Here is a 21,171-nt window from a genome sequence, read left to right on the forward strand (position 1 = left end):
CGGGCCAGCTCCGGCAGGGTGGCGCCCGGGGCCGGGTCGAGCCGGACGGGCAGCGCGCGGTGGCCGGGCGCCGGGACGGCGACGAGCGGGTCGGCTCCGGGGCGGATCCGGCCCAGGAAGGCGGCGGTGAGCGCGACCAGCACGGCCTCCGGGCCGGTGCCGGCCAGCTCGGCCAGCTCGTGCAGGCCGGCCACCGCGCTGTCCGTCAACTGTCCGGTCACCGGGGCGGGTTCGCCGTCCTCCGGGGTGACGGGCAGCAGCGGCCCGGTCTGTCCGGTGAGTCCGGCGAGCCGCTCCTGCCACCACTGCTGCTCGTCACGATCGGCCGACATCTCGCTCACTCCGCCTTCTCTGCTGCTGTCTCTCGGTACGGTGATGTGTTCGCCCGGCCCCGGGCGTTTTCCCGGACCGGTGTTCCGGGGCCGGTGTTCCCGTTCGGTGTTCCGCGTTCGGTGTTCGGTGTTCCGTGGGCGAATCGTTGGACCGAAACACCGGACCGAAACGCCGGGCCGAAACACCGGCTCGAACCTCGGCCCGGGAATTCCGGGATCAGGCCGAGTGGACGCCGGGGACCTTCGGGTAGGCGCTGGCCTGCCAGACGTATTCGACGCCGGTGATGTACCGGGTCAGCCGCTCGAATCCGATGCCGAAGCCGGCGCTGCCCGGAATTCCCTCCCGGACCATGTCCAGGTACCAGCCGTACTTCGCCGGGTTCTCGCCGGTCTCCCGCATGCGGGTCACGATGCGGGCGTACTCGAACTCGCGCTCGCTGCCGCTGGCCAGCTCGCCGTAGCCCTCGGGGGCGAGCAGGTCGAAGTTGCGCAGCAGGCCGGGCTGTTCGCGGTTCTCGCGGTCGTAGAAGCCGCGGGAGCCCTTGGGGTAGTCGACGACGAAGAACGGGCGGGAGGCCTCGCGGGAGATCTCGGCCTCGGCGGCCCAGTCGATCTCGGCGTGCGGGTCGCCGCCGGTCCGGTCGATCGCCGCGGTGTGGGTGATCACGTCGAAGGGGTTCTCCAGCAGGTCGGCGAAGGCCGCCGGGTCGCGGTCGAGCTTCTTCAGCTCGTCCGGCATGGTGGTGACGATCTCGCGGACCGCGGCCACCACGACGTCCCGGGCGACGCCCATGATCTGCTCGCGGGTGTAGCCCGCCACCTCGACGTCGATCTGGTGGAACTCCGCGAGGTGCCGGCTGGTGTTGGCCGTCTCCGGCGGCTCCAGGCGGACGTTGGGGGCGATGCAGAAGATCTTGTCGAACGCGTTCAGCGCGGCCTGCTTGTAGAGGATGGCGCTGGTCATCAGCTTGTAGGGGCGGCCGTAGTAGTCGATGTCCACCTGCTTGGCGCCCCGGCAGCCCGGGTCGGTCACCGGGCCGATCACGGGGGCGTGCAGCTCGGTGAATCCGTTCTCGTCGAGATGACGGCGGATCGCCATCAGCATGCGGTGCTGAATTCGCAGGACGGTGCGGGTGGTATGGGAGGAGAGGTGATCGCGGGGGGTCCCGGGAAGCGGGCGCTCCACCGTCGCGATCGGTGATTCCTGCTGCTCGTGCTCGGACATGCCGGGGCCCTCGCTTCTTTGTGGGCGTCTTCGTGGAATTCCTGCAGGGGTGAATCTAGGCGGTGGAATTCCGGCCGGGCGGCAGTTCCGGGCGGCAGCTTCCCGTCACCCTTCAGCGGCGGATTTCCGGCCGGTGGGGGAGGGTTCACCCCTGGTCGAGCCGGCGCTCCAGGAACGCGACACCGCGGTCGACGGTGACCAGTCGCCAGTTCTGCTTGGCCATGTCGTTGAGCGCCTCGGCCCAGTCGCCGTCGCCGGAGTCGACGGACAGCGATTCGAGCAGCATCGTGGCGTACTCGAACTCGATCTCCCTGGGCGATAGCCGGAGCTCCACGTAGTCGGACCGGTCGATGTCGGGGCACGGAATCGCGGCGCGCTCGAAGGCGTCGCGCCGGTCGGCCTCGAGCCGCAGGGCGTCGGCGAGCATCCGGACGGTGTCGCGGCGGGGCCGTTCGGCCCGGCCGCGCTCCAGATCGCGGATGGCGCGGACGCTCATCGCGGAGAAGTCGGCGAGCTGTTGCTGGGTCATGCCCTCCTCGGCGCGGAAGAGCTGGAGAAGGGATCCGAAGCGATTCACCTTGTGAGACGTCTGCACTGCTTCTCCACTGGGGTGGCTGGTACGAGGTGAGGGTGGTGTCGGGTGGTCGGCCCGTGCGGCCCGTGCGGGCATGGGGGCGGGGCGGCGCGGGCCGCGGCGGCGTTCGGTCGACGGGCGCGTGCGGGCAGGCGAGTGCTGCCCTCCGGGGCCGGGGTGTGCTCGGCGGCCCGTCCCGGCTGTCCCGAGGCAGGGGTCAGGCCGGGGCTCCGTCGGTCGTCGGTGGGGGCCCTCGACCCTGGCCGGTTGCGGCCTCGGCGGTCCGAGCGGTCCGAGCGGTCCGGGCGGCTCGGCGTGACGAGCAGCGCGACGGCGCGGGCACGCGGGCACGCGGACGGAGGGCCGGGGTGAGCGGCGTGAACGAGGCGGATGAGGTGATCGAGGTGGATCGAGGTGAACGGACCGGACGGGGACGTCACCGACCGGTGCGCGGCGTGACGGCCCTCCGGTCCGGCGGGCGCGCGGTGCGACGGCGGTCCGGCGCGACGGAGCCGCGCCCCGGGCGGGAGCGATCGCTGTGACTGCTGTGACTGCTGTGACTCATGGGGCCTGTGGGGTGGCTGGGATCACCGTCGCTCGTCGGGGCACGGCGTTCGCGTCGGCGGATGGCCGGTTCACGCCTTCAGTCGCCGACGGTGATGTGGTACAGGACATTCCGGTTCCGGGTGGTGCCGGGACGCTCCGGATTCTGGCCGGAAAGGGCCGGTGGCGGCCGGAAGGGGTCGGCGGGGCCCTTTCCGGCCAGGGGTGCCCGGGCGGGGCCCGCGGTCAGTCCCAGCCGGTGGTCTTGGTGGCGGTGCTGCTGGGGGTGGGTGTGGCGACGGCCGGCGCCGGGGCCTGCCGCTGGGGGGTCGTCGTGTCCGTCTCGGTGGACGAGGCCGAGGTCCGGGCGCCGGTGTGGGAGCCGGTGGCCGCGGACGTGGTGGCGGCGAGGCAGAGGATCGGGGCGGCGACGAGGGTGATCACGGCGGCGGACTTGACGGACGACAGACGGCTGAACACGACGGGCGTCTCCTCGTTTCGTTGGGGGTGCGTGTCGGTGGATCGGGGGCACGTGCGGTGGTGCTCGCGGCGGCCGGGCCCGGTCGGGACCTGGTGGTTCCGGCCCGGCCCGGGTTCCGCGGTTCGCGGAGGTCGCTCCCCGGCCGGTGACATCAGGTTCCCGTGCCGGAGCGTTCCACGCTAGCTCTGATCGCTGTCCTGAAGCGGCAGTCGCATAGTCCGTCCATCACGACCGGGGAGTTCGAGCAGGCGGTCGTAGTACTCGGTCACCAGGGCGCCCGAGCAGGTGAGCAGGACGGACCCCCGCAGGACCGCCTCGCGTTCCAGGGCGCGTTCGGTGACGGTGCGCGCGACGCGTTCGGCGGTGATCAGTGACCGTGTCGCGACGTAGAAGCTGATGGTCACCTCTCCTGGGTCCAGGAGGTGGACACAGAGGTGTTCGACTTCCGTCTGTGGTGTGGCGTGGCGGAGGAAGGCCTCCGTCAACGGCTCGGGCTCGGCGGGCGCTGTGGCGAGTCGGACTCGCGCCTGGACAAGATGCACCGTTCGAGCTTGGGTACGGGGCCCCGGCGGGGGCAAGGCGGGTCGGCGTCCGCTGTATGCAGGGTCATAAACCGGCCAGTGTGGACGGCGGTCGCGTCGATACGCCCCGGTTCAAGAAGGATGGCACCAATCGACTTTATGTTCGGCGTGTTTTGATGCGACCCTCGTGGCAATTGCGTGACTCAAGGGGGGGTGAGTTTCGTGCTGGACGCGCTGGGCCTGGACGGCACCTGCACGAATGTCTATCGGGCACTGCTCGCGAATCCGGATGCCGGGGTGGGGGAGCTCTGCGCCATCCTCGGAATGGCCGAGAGTGACCTGAGGGCGGCCCTCGACAAGCTCGGCACGCTGGCGTTGATCCGCCCGTGTCAGGACGAGCGGCGGGTCTACCGCGCGGTCGACCCGGAGCTGGGTCTCCAGGCGCTGATCGTCCAGCAACAGGAGCGGCTGGCGGCCGAGCAGCAGCGGGTCGAGCAACTCCGGCTGGCCGCCGTGCAGTTGGCGGCCGACCTGGCGGTGCACCGGCCGCGGCACAGCGTGCCGGACATCGAGCGGCTGAACGGCATCGCCGAGATCCGGGACCGGATCCGGGTGCTGGTGCGAGAGGTGCGGAGCGAGGTGATGACGCTCGCTCCCGGTGGCGCCCAGAGCGCGGCCAGCATGGAAGCGGCCAAGCCGCAGGACGAGGAGCTGCTGGGCCGCGGGGTCCGGATGCGGACCCTCTACCTCGACAGCGTGCGCAACAGCCCCGCCACGGTGGCGTACGCGAAGTGGCTGTCGGCGCTGGGCGGTGAGGTCCGTACGGCGCCCTCGCTGCCGATCCGACTGATGATCATGGACCGGAGCGTGGCGATCGTGCCCACCGACGGGGAGAACAGCGCTGCCGGCGCGCTGGTGGTGACCGGCAACGGCACGCTCACCGCGCTCTGCGCGCTGTTCGACTCGGTCTGGGACCAGGGCGTCCCGCTCGGCTCGGCCGCCCGCGACCGCGACGGGCGCGGCCTGACCGCCCAGGAGTCCGAGGCGCTGAGGATGCTGGGCCAGGGCCTGACCGACGAGGCGGTGGCCAAGCGGCTGGGTGTCTCGCCGCGCACCGCCCGTCGGATCGCCGCCGACCTGATGGAGCTGCTCGGTGCCCGCAGCCGCTTCCAGGCCGGCACCCGGGCGGTGACGCGGGGGTGGCTGACGGGCGAGGAGTGAGCCGGCGCGGGGACGGCTGACCGGCGGGGAACACGTCGGCGCGGGGCGCGTCGGCAGGAGTGCTTCGGCAGAGGCGCTTCGGCAACGGGGAGCCCCGGCGGAGCCGGCACCGGCAGGGCCCAACTGCCGCCGCCAACTGCCGTCCCCCGGCACCGGACCTTCCTAGAGTGGCGGCCGGCCGAGGACAGGGCGCTACTCCTGTTGCCTGCGCCCGAAGTCCGGTCGTTCGACCCCACTCGACCCGCTCGACTCAGGAGAGGCTCCATGAAGCACACCCGAATCACCGCCACCGGCGCGGCCGCGCTGATCGCCGCCGGTCTCGCCGTCGCCGGCGCCGCCCCGGCGAGCGCCGCCCCCGTCAAGGCCGAGCGCATCACCTCGGCGCAGCAGCTGCACGAGAGCCTGCGGCAGGCGGTCGCGCTCGAGCAGACCCGGATCGGCGAGCCGAGCGCCGGCGCGGTGGCCGGCGGTGCCCCCGTGCTGAGCCAGAACAGCGTCGGGCGGGTCGCCCAGGCGAGCATCGGCGCCGGTTCCGAGATCCCCACCCCCTGCTGACCCGGAGGTGAGCACCGTGGGAACCGACGAGTCCACCCGGTCCTGGTGTCCGAGCGGCGACGCGCACGCCCCGGAGGCGGTCGTCCTCGGGGTGCGCTCCGGCGCGGACGGCCAGGTGACCTACCTGGCCGACCCGGTGCCGGCGGCCGACGTACTGGGAGCCGTCCCGGAGGGGATCTCCCCGACCCGGGTGCTGCGGTTCGCGTCGCACTGCGTCTCGAACTGCATCAACCGCGAGGGCGACAGCTGCACCCTGGTCGACCGGGTGCTGACCGTGCCGTCCACGGCCGAGGCCCGTGCGGTTCCCCGGTGCCACCTGCGGGCCCAGTGCCAGTGGTGGCGCCAGCGTGGCGTGGACGCCTGCCACCGCTGCCCGGCGGTCTCCACCTCCCACTACCAGGACGACGAACTGTCCGAGCTGGTGGCCGATCCGGCCACCACGCCCGAGCAGCTGGCGGCCTGGATCGCGGAGACCGGCTGACCGCCCGAGACCGCCCTGCCACCCGGGGCCCGGCCCACCACGGACCGGCCCCGGGCCTTCGCGTGCCCGCGGTCAGGCGAATCACGGGCGCGGCCTGACGTTCGCGGTGCCCCCAAGGGGGGGATGGTTGTGCGGCTGTGGTGGTGTCGGTGCCGCGGAACACGCTGGGCGGTCATGGACCGGCTGGAGCGGGTGGCGAGCTGCGGTACAGCGCGGTCGAGGGGGAGTCGAAGCGGCTGCTGGAGGAGTACGGGCCGTCCCATCCGGCCACCCCCGCGTACCCGTTCCATCATCCGGTGAGTGACGGCGTGTGGGAGGTCGGGACCGATCAGGGGCTCGGGAGCCCCTGACCGTGGCTCGTGCCGGCTGACGGAGGCTGCCCGGGCGCCGCATGCGGAAAGTGCCTTCCGGGCCGGGACGGTGTGGGTCGTCCGTACCGGCGGGAAGGCACTTTCCGTGTGGGTGCTACCCGGTCGCGTTTTACGGGTGGTGGCTCGGTCGGGCCCAGGTGTGGTCCGTGCCGTGGTCCTCCTGCGGCGCGTACGGCTGGGGGTAGGGGTAGGGGGAGGGGTAGCCGTCCTGGTGGGGCGGCGTGGGCCACTGGGGCGCGGGCGGTGTGTCCGTGTGCTGCTGGGGGGTGGGCCGGGGGGTGGTGCGTCCGGGGCGCAGGGGCCACCACAGGCTGCGGCCGAGGATCGCGGCCAGGGCGGGCACCAGCACGATGGACAGCAGGAAAGCGGAGAGCAGGATGCCGAGTGCGGTGGCGAAGCCGATCTGCTGGTTGGAGGGTTGCGGGGTGACCGCGAGGCTGGCGAAGGAGCCGGCCAGGACGAGGCCCGCCGTCGCGATGGCCGGGGCGGTGTGCCGCAGGGCGCGCGCGACCGCTGCCCGGGGCGGTCCGGGGTGTTCCATCTCCTCCCGGATCCGGTCGCTGATCAGGATGTTGTAGTCGGTGCCGAGCGCGACCACGAACAGGAACAGGACCAGGGGCAGCATGAAGTTGACGCCCGGCTTGTCCATCGCGTGCTGGAACGTCAGGGCGGCCGCGCCGAGGGTGGCCGCGAAGCCGAGGCCGACGGAGAGCATCAGGACGACCGGCGCCAGCAGGCTGCGCAGCAGCAGGAGGAGGATCACCGCGATCAGTGCCGCCGCGACCGGGAAGACCAGCCGGAGGTCGCGCCCGGCGGCGGTGGAGACGTCGGCGAAGATGGCCGGGGTGCCGCCGACGTGCGCGTTCAGTTCGGCGGGCGTGTTCTGGGCGACGGCGGCGCGGATCGGGCCGGAGACCAGGTCGCGGGCCTTCTGGGACTGCGAGTCCTCGGTGAGGAAGAGGTCGATCCGCGCGGCCTGTCGGCTGTCGTTCAGGACCGGCGCGGCCACCTGGCCGACGCCGGCGACCCGGGTGAGGTGCTGGGTCAGGCCGTCGAGTGCGCCCGGGGAGAGGGGGGCGGCGTTCTTGGTCTCGACGTAGACGCTGGTCGGGTCCGCCACACCGGCGGGCAGCGCGCGGGCGATTTCGAGGGCGGTGGTCTGGGACGCGGTGCGCGGGCCGCCGCCGCCGACGCCGTAGTCCATCTTGATCCCGGCCAGCCCGCCGGCCAGGGCGCCCAGGAGGGCGAGCGAGGCGACGACCATGGTCAGCGGCCGGCGGGTCACCAGGTCGGCGAACCGGGCCGCGGCGCCGGCGCGGGGTTCGGCGTCGAGGGAGCGGGAGGGCCAGAAAAGCTTGCGTCCGCAGGCGGCGAGCAGGGCGGGCATCAGGGTGAGGCTGGCCAGCAGCATGACCAGGACCGAGATCGCGACGGCCGGGCCGAGTATCCGGAACTGACCGAAGCCGGCGACGCCGAGGGTGGCGAAGGCGGCGACGATGGTCAGCGCGGCCGAGGTGATCGCGGTGCCGACCTTCTGGCTGACCTCGGCGGCGGTGGCGCGGTGGTGGCGGTCGGGCCGGGCCCGCAACTGCTCGCGGAACCGGAACATCAGGAACAGGAAGTAGTCGACGCCGATGCCGAGGAGCACCACGCTGATGAGGCTCGGGACGGAGGCGTCGAGCTTGATGCCGGTGAGCAGCGCGGCGCCCACGACCGCGCCGGCGGCCACGCCGCCGATGAGGGTCACCGCGATCAGCGGCAGCAGGGCGGCCAGGACGCTGCGGAACACGAGGACGTGGAGCAGCACGATCAGCGCGAAGGAGCCGACGGAGGCGATGATCTTGAGGGTCTTCCCGTCGTCGGCGGCGTCGATCTGGTCGGGGAGCATGCCGGTGAATCCGGTGCGCAGGCCCTGGGCGGCGAACTCCGCCCTGGCGTTGTCCCGGAACGCCCGGAAGGTGTTCTCCAGGCCCGGGTCGGCGGGGTTGCCGGTGAGGTTGACGGAGAGCAGTTGGAAGGTTCCGTCGGGTGCCGCCATGGCCGGCCCGACCTCGGGGACCTGCGAGTAGTCCCGCTGGAGGGGAGCCGCGTCCTTGGGCTTGGGCATGGTGACCTTGAGGCGGCTCAGCCGCTTCGCCCCGGCGTCGATCTGCTCGCGGTCCGCGGGGGTCAGGGCCCGGCCGTCGGTCCGCGCGACCAGGACGGTCACCGGGTTGGCGTCGGGCTTCGTCCCGAAGCGGTCGTGGGCGATCTGCATGGCGGCGGCCGAGTCGTAGCTCTTCGGCAGGAAGTCGGCCGTCTGCGTTGCGGTCACCCGGTAGATCAAGGTTTGGCTCAGGACGGTCAGGAGCATTCCCAGGACCGCCCATACGGCGATGACCTTCCACGGATTCCTGGTGGAGAATCCGGTCAGGGCGCGGATCACGATGTCCTCCGGCTTCGGTGCTTCAGCCGGGGAGTTCCGGCACGTCTCCAGACCATCACGGCGTACCGGGCGTTCTCGTCCGAGCGGGGGAGGAGAACGCGGTCGGGACCGGGGCCCGGTACACGGCTCCGACCAGGACCAGGGTCCTGGTCGGGGATCGGTCCGGGGTACGGGCCCGGGTCCGGGCGCCGCTGCGAGAATGGGCCGCGAAGGCTTTTCCCCGGGGGCCTCGGACCGTCGCGGGACCGGCACCCGGCACCCGGCACCCGGCACCCGGGATCCGGCTCACCTCACGGCTCAGGGCTCAGCGCTCAGGGCTCACGGCTCACGGCTCAGCGCACACGGCTCAGGGCACAGGGAACGCCGCACAGGGAACGCGGCTCACGCAGGACGGACGACGGTCACGGTGAACGGGCGGAGGCCGGCGCCGACCGGCCACAGAAAGGACCAGCACCAGCATGTCGACGCACCACGAGCCCCCGCCGCCGGCGCCGAGAACCGACGGCCTGCCCTGGACGGCCGGTGACGCGCTGCTGGCCGTCGGCGCGGCCGTCCTGGACCTCCTCGGCTACACGGTCGGCGGTCCGGACGGAAGCCGGCCGGTCGCCCTGACCGCGCTGGTCCTGCTCGTACTGGCGGCCATGCCGCTGCTCACCAGGCGCCGCTACCCGCTGGCGTCACTGGCGGTCGTGCTGGTGCTCGGTCTGGCACTGAACCTGAGCGGGCCGGTGCCGCACCACTTCAACTGCACGCTGTGCGTCGCGCTGTTCGCGGTGGCCCGCTCCCGCGGCCTCGCGGTGGCGGCGCCGGCCGGCCTGGCGGCGGTCGCCGTGCCCCTGGTGGGCCCGGGGCACCCGCTGCCCCCTCCGGTGGGGGACGTGGCGGCCAACGTGCTCGCCGCGGCGCTGGTCATCCTCGCCGCCGAGGTGCTGAAGCGCTGGCAGCAGGAGGTGGAGGTCAGGCGCAGGCTGCTGGCCGACCGCGCGGTGGCGCAGGAACGGCGCCGCATCGCACGGGAGCTGCACGACATCGTGGCCCACCACATCACCACCATGCAGCTGATGGCCGGCGGGGCCCGGGCGAACCTCGGGCGTGACACCGAGGTGGTGCGCGACGCCCTGGTCACGCTGGAGGGCTCCGGGCGGATGGCGCTGCGCGAGATGCGCCAGCTGCTCGACGTGCTCCGGGCCGGCGACGCGCTGGAGGAGGCGGACGGTGTTCCGGCCGCGCCGCAGCCAGGTGTCGGGCACCTCGAAGGGCTCGTCGAGGAGTCCCGCAGGGCCGGTCTGCCCACGGAGTTCGCCGTCCTGGGGGAGGAGCGTCCGCTGCCGCCGAGCACCGGCCTGGCGGTGTTCCGGATCGTCCAGGAGTCCCTCACCAACACCCGCAAGCACGCCGGCCCGGCCCAGGCACGGGTCCTGCTGACGTACCACCCGGACCGGGTCACCGTCGAGGTGTCCGACAACGGCGCCGCCGTGCCGGCCGACGCCCTGGTGGGAGCCCTGGCGGGGGCGGGTGGTGCGGCCGCACCGGGGGCGGGCCGCTCCGGGTACGGTCTGATCGGCATGCGCGAACGCGTCGCGCTGCAGGGCGGCAGCTTGGTGGCCGGCGGGGTCGACGGAGGTGGCTTCCGGGTGGTGGCCAGCCTGCCGGTGGCGCCGGCCGGCGGAGAGGAACGACTCGGATGACGGGAACCCCGGAGCGGATCAGGGTACTGATCGCGGACGACCAGCCGCTGGTGCGGCGGGGCCTGGCCCTGATCCTGGGGCCGGACCCGGCGTTCGAGGTGGTGGCCGAGGCGGACGACGGGCAGCGAGCGGTCGACCTCGCGCACCTGCACCGGCCGCACGTCGTGGTGATGGACATCCGGATGCCGGTTCTCGACGGCGTCCAGGCGACCGAGCGGATCGCGCGGGAGCTGCCCGAGTGCCGGGTCCTGGCGCTGAGCACCTTCGACATGGACGAGTACGTGGTGGCCGCGCTGCGGGCCGGCGCCTCCGGGTTCCTGCCCAAGGACGTCTCGCCGGAGGAGCTCGCGGCGGCCGTGCGCACCGTGCACACCGGGGAGGCGGCGGTGGCGCCGCGCCTGCTCACCCGGCTGATCTCCACCTACGTCACCACGCCCAGCCTGCCGCGGACGCCGTCGCCGGTGCCGGTGTCCGACTTCGGTGAGCTGACGCCGCGTGAGGTCGAGGTGTGGCACCTGCTGGCCACCGGGCTCGACAACGCCGAGATCGCGTCGGCGATGGGCATCAGCGTCTCCACGGTCAAGAACTACATCACCAGCATCTTCGCCAAGCTGAATGTCCGCGACCGCGCCCAGGCGGTGATCGCGGCCTACGAGTCGGGCCTGGTGGAGGCCCGGGGCGCGAACCCGGCGGGCTGAAGCGGGCCGGACGGGGTTCGGACCGGACCGGACCGGGTCGGGTCGGACCGGGCCGGACCGGGTCGGCGCTCGGCCGGCAGGTCGCGCAGAGGACGGGGGGAGAGCGGGCAAAGGCCCCGGCCGTCACGGAGTCGTCCGACGTTCCGTGACTGCCGGGGCCTGGCCGTGCGCCCCACCCCGAGGGGTGGGGCAGGCGACCCGAGGGGCGGGTCAGCGACAGAGGGCCGCGTCCAGGGCGTCCGCCATGTGCTGTGCGGCGACCTCGCCCGGGACGGTGGTGACCGTGATGGCGGCGGCGCGGCCGTCGTCGGTGACCCCGTTGCGGGAGCGGTAGCTCGCGGTGGTCCCGCCGTGGCCCCAGAGGACGCCGCCGCAGGAGAGCGGCTTGCTCTGCAGGCCCAGCCCGTAGCGGACCCCCGGGCCCAGGAGCTCGGCGGGGACGGTGGTGCGCATCTCGGCGAGCTGCGCCGCGGGCAGGAGCCGGCCGCCGAGGAGCGCGGTGTAGAACGAGATGAGGTCGGTGTTGGTGGAGACGATCGCCCCCGTCGCCCAGGCCGCCGAGGAGTCCGCCTCGGTGTAGTCGACCAGAGCCGCGTCCGGCGAGCTGCGGTAGTAGCCGTGCGGGTGGGCCTCGTGGATGCTCATGTCCCCGGGCGTGGGGAAGTAGGTGTGGCGCAGGCCGATGCGGTCGATGACGCGCTTGGTGATCTCCTCGCCGACGGGCCGGCCGGTGACCTTCTGGACGAGGAGTCCGGCGACGATGTAGTTGGTGTTGCTGTACTCGAACTTGGCGCCCGCGGGGAAGCGGGCCTTCAGGGCGAGGGCGCCGTCGAGGAGGTCGCGGGGCTCGAAGTAGCGGTACTGGATCGTGGCGAAGTCCGAGACCGACGGGTCCTCCATGTAGTCGGGCAGGCCGCTGGTGTGCTGGAGCAGCTGGCGGACGGTGATGGCGCGGCCGTCGATGCCGTCGCCGCGCAGCAGGCCGGGGAGGTAGGTGTCGACGGGGGAGTCCAGGCCGACCTTTCCTTCGGCGACGAGCTGGAGGACGACGACGGCGGTGAATGTCTTGGTGTTGCTTCCGGCGCGGATCTGCCCGTCCATGGGGACCTTGGCTCCGGTGGTGAGGTCGCCGACGCCGGCGGTGTAGGTGCGGGTGCGGCCGTCGCGGCCCTTGACGGAGGCCAGCGCGGCGGGCATGCCGTCGTCCTTCACCAGCGCGTTCAGGCCCGCCTGGACGGTATCCGGCCTGCCGCCGGCGACCGCCGCGGTGGGTGTCACTGCCGAGGCCGCCACGACGCCGACGGCCAGGGAGGCCACGGCCGCCGCCAACCCGCGCCGGCCGCGCCCGCCGTGGCGGCGCCGGTCGGCCCGGTCGTGCTGTACGTGCTCGTTCACGGAGGAACTCCTGTGCTGCGAAAGGGAATCGGTGGGGAGGGCGGGTTCTGCGCGCAGGTGCGCGCAGAACCCGCTGCTCGTTCCGGCGCGGATGCTCAGGCCGGATCGGGGGAGGGTCAGCGGCACAGGGCGGAGTCCACGGTGGCCCCCACGTGCTTCTTGACCGTCTCGCCCGGGATCATGGTCACCGTGAGGCTGATGGCGCGGCCGTCGTCGGTGGCGCCCCCCGCGCTCTCGTAGCCCGGAATGGTCCCGCCGTGGCCCCAGTACACGCCGCCGCACGACAGCGGCCTGCTCATCAGGCCCAGTCCGTAGCCGATGCCCGGATCCATTCCCTCGGCGGGGACGGTGGTGCGCATCTCGGCGAGCTGCGCCGCGGGCAGGAGCCGGCCGCCGAGGAGCGCGCCGAAGAACGCGTTGAGGTCGCTGTTGGTGGAGATGGCGGCGCCCGCCGCCCAGCCCCAGGACGGGTCCAGTTCGGTGTACTCGCGGAACGAGCCGTCGGCCTCCTGGTGGTAGCCCTTGGGGTGGGCCTCGCGGATGCTCATGTCGCCAGGGGTGGGGAAGTAGGTGTGGCGCAGGCCGATGCGGTCGACGATGCGCCGGTTGATCTCCTCGCCGAGCGGCCGCCCGGTGACCTTCTGGATGATCAGGCCCGCCATCAGGTAGTTGGTGTTGCTGTACTCCCAGCGCGCGCCCGGGGCGAAGTGGGCCTTCTGGGCGAGGGCCAGGTCGAGCAGCTCACGCGGCTCGTAGTACCGCGTCGGCCCGGAGAGGATCATGTCCTTGTTCACGTACTCGGGCAGGCCGCTGGTGTGCTGGAGCAGCTGGCGGACGGTGATGGCGCGGCCGTCGATGCCGTCGCCGCGCAGCAGGCCGGGGAGGTAGGTGTCGACGGGGGAGTCCAGGCCGACCTTTCCTTCGGCGACGAGCTGGAGGACGACGACGGCGGTGAAGGGCTTGGTGTTGCTGCCGATCCGTATCTGCCCGTCCATGGGGACCTTGGTCCGGGTGGTGAGGTCGCCGACACCGGCGGTGTAGGTGCGGGTGCGGCCGTCGCGGCCCTTGACGGAGGCCAGCGCGGCGGGCACGCCGTCGTCCTTCACCAGCGTGTTCAGGCCGGCCTGGACGGTGTCCGGCTTTCCGCCCGCGAACGCCGCGGTCGGCGCCAGCGCCCCGGCCGTCACGACCCCGGCGGCCACGGCGGTCACGACCGCCATCGCCCGGTGCCGGCCGCTCCGGCGGGAGAGCGGGAAGCGGCTGTGCTGTGCGTGCTCGTTCACGAAAGGACCCCTCCGATGAATGGCGCGGGTGATTCCCGGCCTTCATCAAGAGGACCATTCGGGGGCGGGGGAGTTCGTCCGCACGCGGAACGAGACCGCGCCCGGGAGCAGACTCCGGGAGGCGCCCCGGGCCGGGACCGTGGTCCTGGTCATCGGTGCCGACGCCGGAGGCCGCCGGGTACGTCGAGGTGCGCGGGGCCTGCGGTGGAAGGCGCGGTCGTGCCCGGCTCTCCCCGCCGTTGCCGGACTGGCCGCGGTGGAGCGGTTCCTGACGGCCTGTCGGAAGATCGGGGCCGGCCCTCCGGGGCTGATGCGTCGGCGTGAGCCACCGGCGGGCCCGGAGCGGAGGAAGGGGCTTCCGGCCGGTGGCCTGTCGGCCCTGGGTGGCTGTGCCGCGATGGCGGCGGGTCCGGGGCGGTTCAGCGATCGGGGTCGAAGTCGAGGCCGAGGTCGAGGCCGAACAGGGCGGCCGGGGCCGGGAGTCGGCCCGGCGTCAGGACTCGGTCCGGGGGTCGATCGCCCCGGCCAGGCTGCGGGGGCGCAGGTCGGTCCAGTGCTGCTCGACGTAGTCGAGACAGGACTGGCGGTCGTCCTCGGGGTGGGCGGTTCGCCAGCCCGCGGGAGCCGGCAGGGCGGCGGGCCACAGTGAGTGCCGGCCCTCGTCGTCGACCAGCACCAGGAAGCGGCCGTCGGGGTCCTCGAAGGGGTTCGACACGGTGGAGGTGTTCCTTTCGTTCCGGGGTGCGGTGGGTCCGGGCATGCCGCTGCCAACGCTCGGAGAGGAGGACCTCTGCCAGCCTGCCTCCGCACCGCTGCGGGCCGCCACGTTTTTTAGGTGGGGTGAAACAACACAGGTCAGGGGCGGTCGATAGAGCCGGGGCGCGGACGGCTCCGGGTGTCCAGGGGCAGTTTTCTGCACCCCAAGACGGCAGCCCACCCCCCTGCCCCGTCCGTCGGGCCGGGCTAGGGTTCGCTGAGCGAAAACCCGGAACCCGGCAATCCCTTTGTGGCCGAATCTGTTCATGCTTCTCCACCTGTCCGCCATGGTCAACTGGCGTGCACAGTGGGGTTGTTGACCTACCGTGAGAGGCCGTGGAAGCATGCACAGATCAACTTGTGGACGAATCACGTCACCTGGTAGGAACGTTCACATTGTGAAGATTCCCAGTGGATCGTCGATGGTCGCCGGTTCAGTCGGCCGACTCGACCCGTTCAACCCCTCCGCCGTCCGGCAGAGGGGTTGCTTCGCGGTGGAGTGGTGGCTGCAGAAAGGTTAACTCACAGCAGATCGGAAGAAGCGCAGAGCTGTCGTTTGCCATATACGGGGGTGGGAGAGTGACACGCCTTATACTGTCGTCTGCGAGTCTCGCGAAGACGCGAATCCTGGATGAGCCGGAAGAGCTCGTGGAGACGCTTCTCGCACTGGAATTGTTGGGTTCCGGAAGAGGTAGCCAGGAATTCGCGCCATGGCGGGCGCACGCCCTGGCCTCACCTGGTCTCCGGGCCCTTTTCAAGCTGACACCGACCCTGCGCCCGCTCCCGGACATCCATGACATCGTCAGACGCGCGATCGGCCGGGAAAGCGCTCCCGAGGGGCAGTCGGGTGAATCCGGCGCCCGGATCCTCCGGGAGGTCAGGGAGTTCTACCGGCACGCGATCGCGCCCTACTGGCAGCGCATCGGCGGCCGGCTCGCCATCGACCGCGCGGCCCGCGGCCAGGTCATGCTCAGCGGCGGCATGGAGAAGGTGCTCAGCACCCTGCACCCCGCCGTGCACTGGGACTCACCCGTCCTCGAAGTCCCCGGCACGGACGGAGAGCTGAGGATCGGTGACGACGGGCTGCTGCTGGCGCCCTCGCTCTTCCTGCACTCGCGGGCGCCCGTCCTCCTGAACGCCTCGTCGGGGGCCGGCACGCCGGTGCTGGTCTACCCGATCCCGGTGAAGCAGAAGTGGATGGCCGCCATGTGGGCGGACGACCCGGCCCAGGACAACGCGCTCGGCGCCCTGCTGGGCCGCACCCGGGCCGCCGTCCTGCGGGCCCTCGCCGACAGCTGCAGCACCACCGAGCTCGGCAACCGGGTGGGCATCTCCGTGGCGGCGGCCAGCCAGCACGCGTCCATCCTGCGGGGCGCCGGGCTGGTGACGACCCTGAGGTCCTTCAACACGGTGACGCACACGCTCACCCCGCTGGGCAACGCCCTCCTGCGCGAGCAGCTCATCGCCTGAGCGGGGGCGGCGGCGGACGGGACGCGATCGGCGTCCCGTCCGCCGGCGTGCGCACTCACGGGAAACCGCGGCACGCCGCGGAGGCCGACGGCCGGGGGAGAGCCGTCGCCTCGTTCGCGGCATGCCGACGGGACGGCGCGCGGGGGCGGCTGGGGAGTCGGCCGGCCCCGGCCGTCGTACGGACTGCGCGGGGTGCTACGCCAGGCTGAGCGTCACGTTGATGCAGACGCCCACCACCACGATGGCGAGCAACACCCAGGGCCACAGCGGACGTTCTTTTTGGGGTCGCCATCCAGACATCGCATTTCCTGTTCGCCTGAGGGGTGGAAGGTGAAGGTCAGCGGCTGGTCGCCCGCTGCTCTTCGAGGCTAACCCGGCGGAGCGGCCCTGACAGTCGGGTTCCCTGCCGTCCCGAGGTGCAGTTCTCTGCACCCCGCGGCCGGGCCGGCGCCCCTCCGCGGCCGCCGCCGAACGCCCGTGCGACGGCCTCGCCGGAACTCCTCGAACACGATTCGACCAGGGCTATTCGGTCACTGCGAAAAGACGTAGCGACGTCCGGCGGGGTGATCTTAAATCAAGGGTGTGCTCAGGGTGACGGGGAGTTCCCCCGAGCATTCCGACAAGTCGGCATGCCGGTTTCCGCGCCGCGGTTCCGGCACCCATTTCCACAGATCACCGTTGTCGCCGAGGCGAATACTGGACGACCGCGCCGGCGGTAATGGGGGAAGGCCTTACAGGTGGTCACGAAAACTGGAGAGACCCGCCGCATTTCCGTGTTCGACACCACGCTCCGCGACGGCGAGCAGGCGCCCGGAAACGCCATGACGGCAGAGCAGAAACTCGACGTGGCGCTCGCGATCGAGAGCCTGGGCGTCGACGTCATCGAGACCGGCTTCCCGGCGGCCTCGCCGACGGACTTCAAGGCGACCCGGATGATGTCCGACCAGCTCCGGAAGGAGACCAGGCTCGCCTCGTTCTGCCGGTCGGTGCCCAAGGACGTGGAGATCGCCGTCGAGGCCGGCGGCACCGAGCGGCACCAGATCCAGCTCCTGGTCACCGGCAGCGACCTGCACCTGGAGCACAAGCGCGGCATCACCCGCGAGCAGGCATACTCCGAGGTCCGCGGCGCCATCAAGGCCGCGAAGGAACTCGGCGTCACCGACATCTCGGTCGGCGTCGAGGACGCCAGCCGCGGCGAGCACGACCTGCTGCGCGGCTACTGCGAGATCGTGATGGAGTCGGGCGCCACGACGATCGCCCTGGGCGAGACCTCCGGCTGCATGGTTCCGGCCGAGTTCGCCGACCTCACCCACACGGTGCGCCAGTGGATCCCGGACGAGACCGTGCTCTCCGTCCACTGCCACGACGACTTCGGCCTCGCCGTCGCCAACACCCTGGCCGGCCTCGAAGCCGGTGCCGACGAGATGCAGGTGACGCTCGGCGGCATCGGCGAGCGCGCGGGCAACGCCGCCCTCGAGGAGCTCGCCGCCGTCCTGCTGTACAAGGCCGGCCACTACGGCTTCAGCACCACCATCAGAACCGAGCGCCTCTTCGAGGCCTACCAGGTGCTCGCCCGGGCGATCTCGATGGAGACCCCGCGCAACAAGTCCATCTTCGGCCAGTACTCCTTCGCCACCCAGGCCGGCATCCACCAGGCCGGCATGCTGGCGCGCCCGGAGACCTACGAGTACCTGGAGCCCACCCGGGTGGGCCGGGAGCGCTCGATGCTCGTCGGCCGCCACTCCGGCCGCGTCATCCTGGCGCACCTGCTGGAGCAGCTCGCCGTGCCCGCCACCCCGGAGCTCCTGGACGAGCTCTACCAGGAGTACATCGCCAGCCGCACCGGCGGTGAATGCGACGAACTGCACGTCGTGCGCGCTAGCCTGGCCGAGCGGTTCGCCGTCCAGTCGATCGGGACCCCCGCGTGATGACCAAGGCCCCCCTCACCCTCGCCGAGAAGCTGTGGGACGCGCACGTCGTGCACCGGTCCGACGGCGAGCCCGACCTGCTGTACATCGACCTGCACCTGACCCACGAGGCGACCTCCCCGCAGGCGTTCGACGGCCTGCGGCTGACCGGCCGCACCGTACGGCGCCCGGAGCTGACGGTCGCGCTGGAGGACCACAACGTCCCGACCGACTCGACCGTCATCGAGGACCCGGTCAGCCGCCTCCAGATCGACACCCTGCGGCGCAACTGCGAGACCTACGGCGTCGAGCTCTACCAGCTCGGCCACCGCCGCCAGGGCATCGTGCACGTGGTCGGCCCGCAGCTGGGGCTCGTGCAGCCCGGCATGGCGATCGTCTGCGGCGACAGCCACACCTCGACCCACGGCGCCTTCGGGGCGCTGGCCTTCGGCATCGGCACCAGCGACGTCGAGCACGTGCTGGCCACCCAGTGCCTGGCCATCGGCCGGCCCAGGACGATGGCGGTGGAGTTCACCGGCGACGTCCCGCCGGGCGTGGGCGCCAAGGACCTGATCCTCGCCCTGATCGCGCGGATCGGGGCCAACGGGGCGCAGGGCCACGTCATCGAGTACCGCGGCGCGGCCGTCCGGGCGCTGTCCATGGAAGCCCGCATGACGCTGTGCAACATGAGCATCGAGGCGGGCGCCCGGGCCGGTCTCGTCGCCCCCGACGAGACCACCTTCGACTACCTCCGGGGCCGTCCGCACGCGCCGAGCGGCGCGGACTGGGACGCCGCCGTGGCCCACTGGCGGACACTGCGCACCGACGAGGGCGCCGCGTTCGACAAGACCGTCGAACTGGACGTGTCCGGGCTGTCCCCGCTGGTGACCTGGGGCACCAACCCCAGCCAGGCGGTGCCGCTGAGCGAGCGGGTGCCGGCCCCGGAGACCTTCGCCGACCAGGCCGAACGGGCCGCGGCCGAGCGGGCGCTGGAGTACATGGCCCTGGAGCCGGGCACCGCGCTGCGCGACGTCCCGATCGACGTGGTCTTCCTCGGCTCCTGCACCAACGGCCGGATCGAGGACCTGCGGGCCGCCGCCGGGGTGCTGCGCGGCCGCACGGTCGCGGACTCCACGCGGCTGCTCGTCGTGCCCGGGTCCGTGCAGGTGCGCGAGCAGGCCGAAGAGGAGGGCCTGGACAAGGTGTTCCTCGACGCGGGCGCCGAGTGGCGGCTGCCCGGCTGCTCGATGTGCCTGGGCATGAACACCGACCGGCTCACCGGGCCCCAGCGATCCGCTTCCACCTCCAACCGCAACTACGAGGGCCGGCAGGGAGCCACCGCCCGCACCCATCTGGTGTCGCCGGTGGTCGCCGCGGCGACCGCGGTGGTCGGGCGGCTGTCGGCTCCCGCCGACCTGGAATGAGAGAGGCCATGCAACCCCTGATCACGCATACCGGGCGGGCGGTGGCGCTGCGTCGCGACGACGTCGACACCGACCAGATCGTCCCCGCCGAGTACTGCAAGCGCGTCGTCAAGAGCGGCTACGAGGACGCCCTGTTCGCCCGCTGGCGCCAGGAGCCCGAGTTCGTCCTCAACCGCCCGGAGCACACCGGGGCGACCGTCCTGCTGGCCGGCCGCAACTTCGGCATCGGCAGCTCGCGGGAGCACGCGGTGTGGGCGCTGAAGGACGGCGGCTTCGTCGCGGTCGTCGCCACCGGCTTCGGCGACATCTTCCGGCGCAACGCCATGAACAACGGCCTGATCCCGGTCGACCAGCCGGTGGAGGTGGTCGAGGAGCTGATGGCCGAGGCCGAGCGCGACCCGGCCTTCGCCGTCACCGTCGACCTCCGGGAGCTGAAGCTCCGGGCGGGCGACCGCAGCTGGGACTTCGAGGCCGAGCAGCGGGCCCGGGAACTGCTGCTGCAGGGCCTGGACACCATCGAACTGACCGTACGGCGCGGCGAGCTGATCGAGGCGTACGAGCGCAACCGCCCGTCCTGGCTCCCCACCGTCCCCCGGGGATCGGGGGCCGAGTTCGCAGAGTTCGCCGCGGGGGGAGCACGGTGAACCCGTCCCACCCCCGCACCACCCCGACCAGCCGTCCGCTGGGGGCCGAGCGCGTGCGCCGGCTCCCCGGCGGCGGCCTGGTCGGGCTGCTCAAGGCGGCCGGCGGCGACGTGGTGAACCTCGCCGCCGGCACCCCCGGGTGGCCCGCCACCCCGCCCGAGCTGATCAAGCACGCCGTGCACGCGCTCCACGAGGGCGTGAACCAGTACGAGAACCCGGACGGGAACGCGCTGCTGCGCGAGTGGATCGCGTGCTCCCTCCCGGGCCGGCCCGACCCGGCCACCGAGCTGACGGTCACCGCCGGCGCCAGCGAGGCGCTCGCGGTGGCCCTGCTGGCCGCCGTCGACCCCGGCGACGAGGTCATCCTCCTGGAACCCTTCTACGAGAACTTCCTCAGCGCCGTCGCGCTGGCCGGCGGGGTGCCGCGGTTCGTGCCCGCCCAGGGCCCGGACTGGGCCCCCGACCCGGCCGCGCTCACCGCCGCCTTCGGCCCGCGCACCAGGGCGATCGTGCTCAACAGCCCGGCCAACCCGACCGGCCGGCTGCTGACCGACGAGGAACTGGACCTGATCGCCGAGCAGTGCGCCACGTGGGACGTGGTCGCCGTCTCCGACGAGGTGTACGCCCCGTACGTCTACGACGGCGCCCGGCACCGCTCGGCCGCCGAGGTGCCCGGGCTCGCCGAGCGGAGCATCGTGCTCGGCAGCTTCTCCAAGAGCCACTCCGTCAGCGGCTGGCGCCTGGGGTACCTGCGCGCCGCCGAGCCGTGGACCCGGCTGCTGCGCCAGGTGCACATCGCGACCACCGGCGGCGCCGCGGCGCCCCTGCAGCACGCCATGGCGCACGCCGGGCCGGCCCTGCACGACGGCTGGGACCCGGCCGAGTCGATGCGCACGATGCGCGACCACGCCGTCCGGGCGCTCACCGAAGCGGGCTTCAGCTGCTCCGCGCCCCGGGGCGGCATCTACGTGATGGCCGGGATCGCCGGCCTCACCGACGAGCCCAGCCCGCGGTTCGCCCGCGAGCTGGCCGAGCGGACCGGGGTGCTGGTGGCCCCGGCCACCCCGTTCTTCGCCGACCCGCGGCACGGCGACCCGTACGTGCGGGTGGCCTTCAACCGACCCGAGGCGACCCTCCTCGAAGCCCACCGCCGCCTGACCGGCCGACCCTAGGACGA

At 72.5% G+C, this 21,171-nt stretch carries 18 protein-coding genes and 2 pseudogenes; 11 read left to right on the forward strand and 9 right to left on the reverse strand.

Annotated elements, in window-relative coordinates; translation table 11 throughout:
- From AB0E96_RS00615 to AB0E96_RS00635, 5 genes and pseudogenes are all read right to left on the reverse strand, one after another.
- Positions 1–332, reverse strand: a 332-nt coding sequence (locus AB0E96_RS00615) for a hypothetical protein (RefSeq protein ID WP_359816884.1), incomplete at its 3' end; no start/stop codon positions are given.
- Between the two features lie 217 nt (positions 333–549).
- The gene (locus tag AB0E96_RS00620; protein WP_359816886.1) at positions 550–1,557 is read right to left on the reverse strand and encodes an asparagine synthetase A; all 1,008 of its coding nucleotides are present in this window, start codon (positions 1,555–1,557) and stop codon (positions 550–552) included.
- A gap of 388 nt (positions 1,558–1,945) precedes the next feature.
- A pseudogene (locus AB0E96_RS00625) lies at positions 1,946–2,134 on the reverse strand (helix-turn-helix transcriptional regulator); the annotation flags it as partial.
- A gap of 786 nt (positions 2,135–2,920) precedes the next feature.
- Positions 2,921–3,154, reverse strand: coding sequence for a hypothetical protein (locus AB0E96_RS00630; RefSeq protein ID WP_359816888.1), 234 nt, complete (start codon positions 3,152–3,154; stop codon positions 2,921–2,923).
- Between the two features lie 180 nt (positions 3,155–3,334).
- Positions 3,335–3,559, reverse strand: coding sequence for a hypothetical protein (locus AB0E96_RS00635; RefSeq protein ID WP_359816890.1), 225 nt, complete (start codon positions 3,557–3,559; stop codon positions 3,335–3,337).
- 330 nt (positions 3,560–3,889) lie between these two features.
- On the opposite strand from AB0E96_RS00635, the gene AB0E96_RS00640 reads away from it, so the two are divergent.
- The 4 genes and pseudogenes from AB0E96_RS00640 to AB0E96_RS00655 form a co-directional block, all read left to right on the forward strand.
- Positions 3,890–4,897 (forward strand): LuxR C-terminal-related transcriptional regulator, encoded by a 1,008-nt coding sequence (locus AB0E96_RS00640; RefSeq protein ID WP_359816892.1) that lies wholly within the window; start codon positions 3,890–3,892, stop codon positions 4,895–4,897.
- Between the two features lie 264 nt (positions 4,898–5,161).
- Positions 5,162–5,452, forward strand: coding sequence for a hypothetical protein (locus AB0E96_RS00645; protein ID WP_359816894.1), 291 nt, complete (start codon positions 5,162–5,164; stop codon positions 5,450–5,452).
- A 16-nt stretch (positions 5,453–5,468) separates the two neighbouring features.
- A complete protein-coding gene (locus tag AB0E96_RS00650; RefSeq protein ID WP_359816896.1) occupies positions 5,469–5,933 on the forward strand; it encodes a hypothetical protein in 465 nt (154 codons plus the stop codon).
- Between the two features lie 188 nt (positions 5,934–6,121).
- Positions 6,122–6,280 (forward strand): annotated as a pseudogene (locus tag AB0E96_RS00655) (restriction endonuclease); the annotation flags it as partial.
- 133 nt (positions 6,281–6,413) lie between these two features.
- Here the strand turns inward: AB0E96_RS00655 and AB0E96_RS00660 are convergent.
- A complete protein-coding gene (locus tag AB0E96_RS00660; RefSeq protein ID WP_359816898.1) occupies positions 6,414–8,618 on the reverse strand; it encodes an MMPL family transporter in 2,205 nt (734 codons plus the stop codon).
- Between the two features lie 569 nt (positions 8,619–9,187).
- Here AB0E96_RS00660 and AB0E96_RS00665 point away from each other — a divergent pair.
- Entirely contained in the window at positions 9,188–10,417 is a 1,230-nt protein-coding gene (locus tag AB0E96_RS00665) for a sensor histidine kinase (protein WP_359816899.1), read from the forward strand.
- Positions 10,414–11,115 carry a response regulator transcription factor gene (locus AB0E96_RS00670; protein ID WP_359816901.1) on the forward strand — a complete coding sequence of 234 codons (702 nt, stop codon included), beginning with the start codon at positions 10,414–10,416 and terminating at the stop codon, positions 11,113–11,115. Before AB0E96_RS00665 ends, AB0E96_RS00670 begins: the two co-directional genes overlap by 4 nt.
- Before the next feature lie 210 nt (positions 11,116–11,325).
- On the opposite strand, the gene AB0E96_RS00675 is transcribed toward AB0E96_RS00670, so the two are convergent.
- From AB0E96_RS00675 to AB0E96_RS00685, 3 genes are all read right to left on the reverse strand, one after another.
- Positions 11,326–12,444: a serine hydrolase domain-containing protein gene (locus AB0E96_RS00675; protein ID WP_359817001.1), complete on the reverse strand. Its 1,119-nt coding sequence runs from the start codon at positions 12,442–12,444 to the stop codon at positions 11,326–11,328.
- Between the two features lie 182 nt (positions 12,445–12,626).
- Complete coding sequence (locus tag AB0E96_RS00680) at positions 12,627–13,730, reverse strand: serine hydrolase domain-containing protein (protein ID WP_359817003.1); 1,104 nt, start codon at positions 13,728–13,730, stop codon at positions 12,627–12,629.
- Positions 13,731–14,286: 556 nt separating this feature from the next.
- Positions 14,287–14,508, reverse strand: a complete 222-nt coding sequence (locus tag AB0E96_RS00685) for an MbtH family protein (RefSeq protein ID WP_359816903.1) — start codon at positions 14,506–14,508, stop codon at positions 14,287–14,289.
- 689 nt (positions 14,509–15,197) lie between these two features.
- Here AB0E96_RS00685 and AB0E96_RS00690 point away from each other — a divergent pair.
- From AB0E96_RS00690 to AB0E96_RS00710, 5 genes are all read left to right on the forward strand, one after another.
- The gene (locus tag AB0E96_RS00690) at positions 15,198–16,019 is read left to right on the forward strand and encodes a winged helix-turn-helix domain-containing protein (RefSeq protein WP_359816905.1); all 822 of its coding nucleotides are present in this window, start codon (positions 15,198–15,200) and stop codon (positions 16,017–16,019) included.
- A 773-nt stretch (positions 16,020–16,792) separates the two neighbouring features.
- A complete protein-coding gene (locus tag AB0E96_RS00695; protein ID WP_359816906.1) occupies positions 16,793–17,947 on the forward strand; it encodes a pyruvate carboxyltransferase in 1,155 nt (384 codons plus the stop codon).
- On the forward strand, positions 17,947–19,350 hold the full coding sequence (gene leuC / locus AB0E96_RS00700) for a 3-isopropylmalate dehydratase large subunit (protein WP_359816908.1): 1,404 nt from the start codon (positions 17,947–17,949) through the stop codon (positions 19,348–19,350). The genes AB0E96_RS00695 and leuC overlap by 1 nt, the downstream gene beginning before the upstream one ends.
- 8 nt (positions 19,351–19,358) lie before the next feature.
- Positions 19,359–19,994: a 3-isopropylmalate dehydratase small subunit gene (gene leuD, locus AB0E96_RS00705; protein WP_359816910.1), complete on the forward strand. Its 636-nt coding sequence runs from the start codon at positions 19,359–19,361 to the stop codon at positions 19,992–19,994.
- Complete coding sequence (locus AB0E96_RS00710; RefSeq protein ID WP_359816912.1) at positions 19,991–21,166, forward strand: aminotransferase class I/II-fold pyridoxal phosphate-dependent enzyme; 1,176 nt, start codon at positions 19,991–19,993, stop codon at positions 21,164–21,166. Before leuD ends, AB0E96_RS00710 begins: the two co-directional genes overlap by 4 nt.
- The last annotated feature ends 5 nt before the right edge of the window (positions 21,167–21,171 follow it).

The sequence above is a fragment of the Kitasatospora sp. NPDC036755 genome, from assembly GCF_040636595.1.
Classification (GTDB): domain Bacteria; phylum Actinomycetota; class Actinomycetes; order Streptomycetales; family Streptomycetaceae; genus Kitasatospora.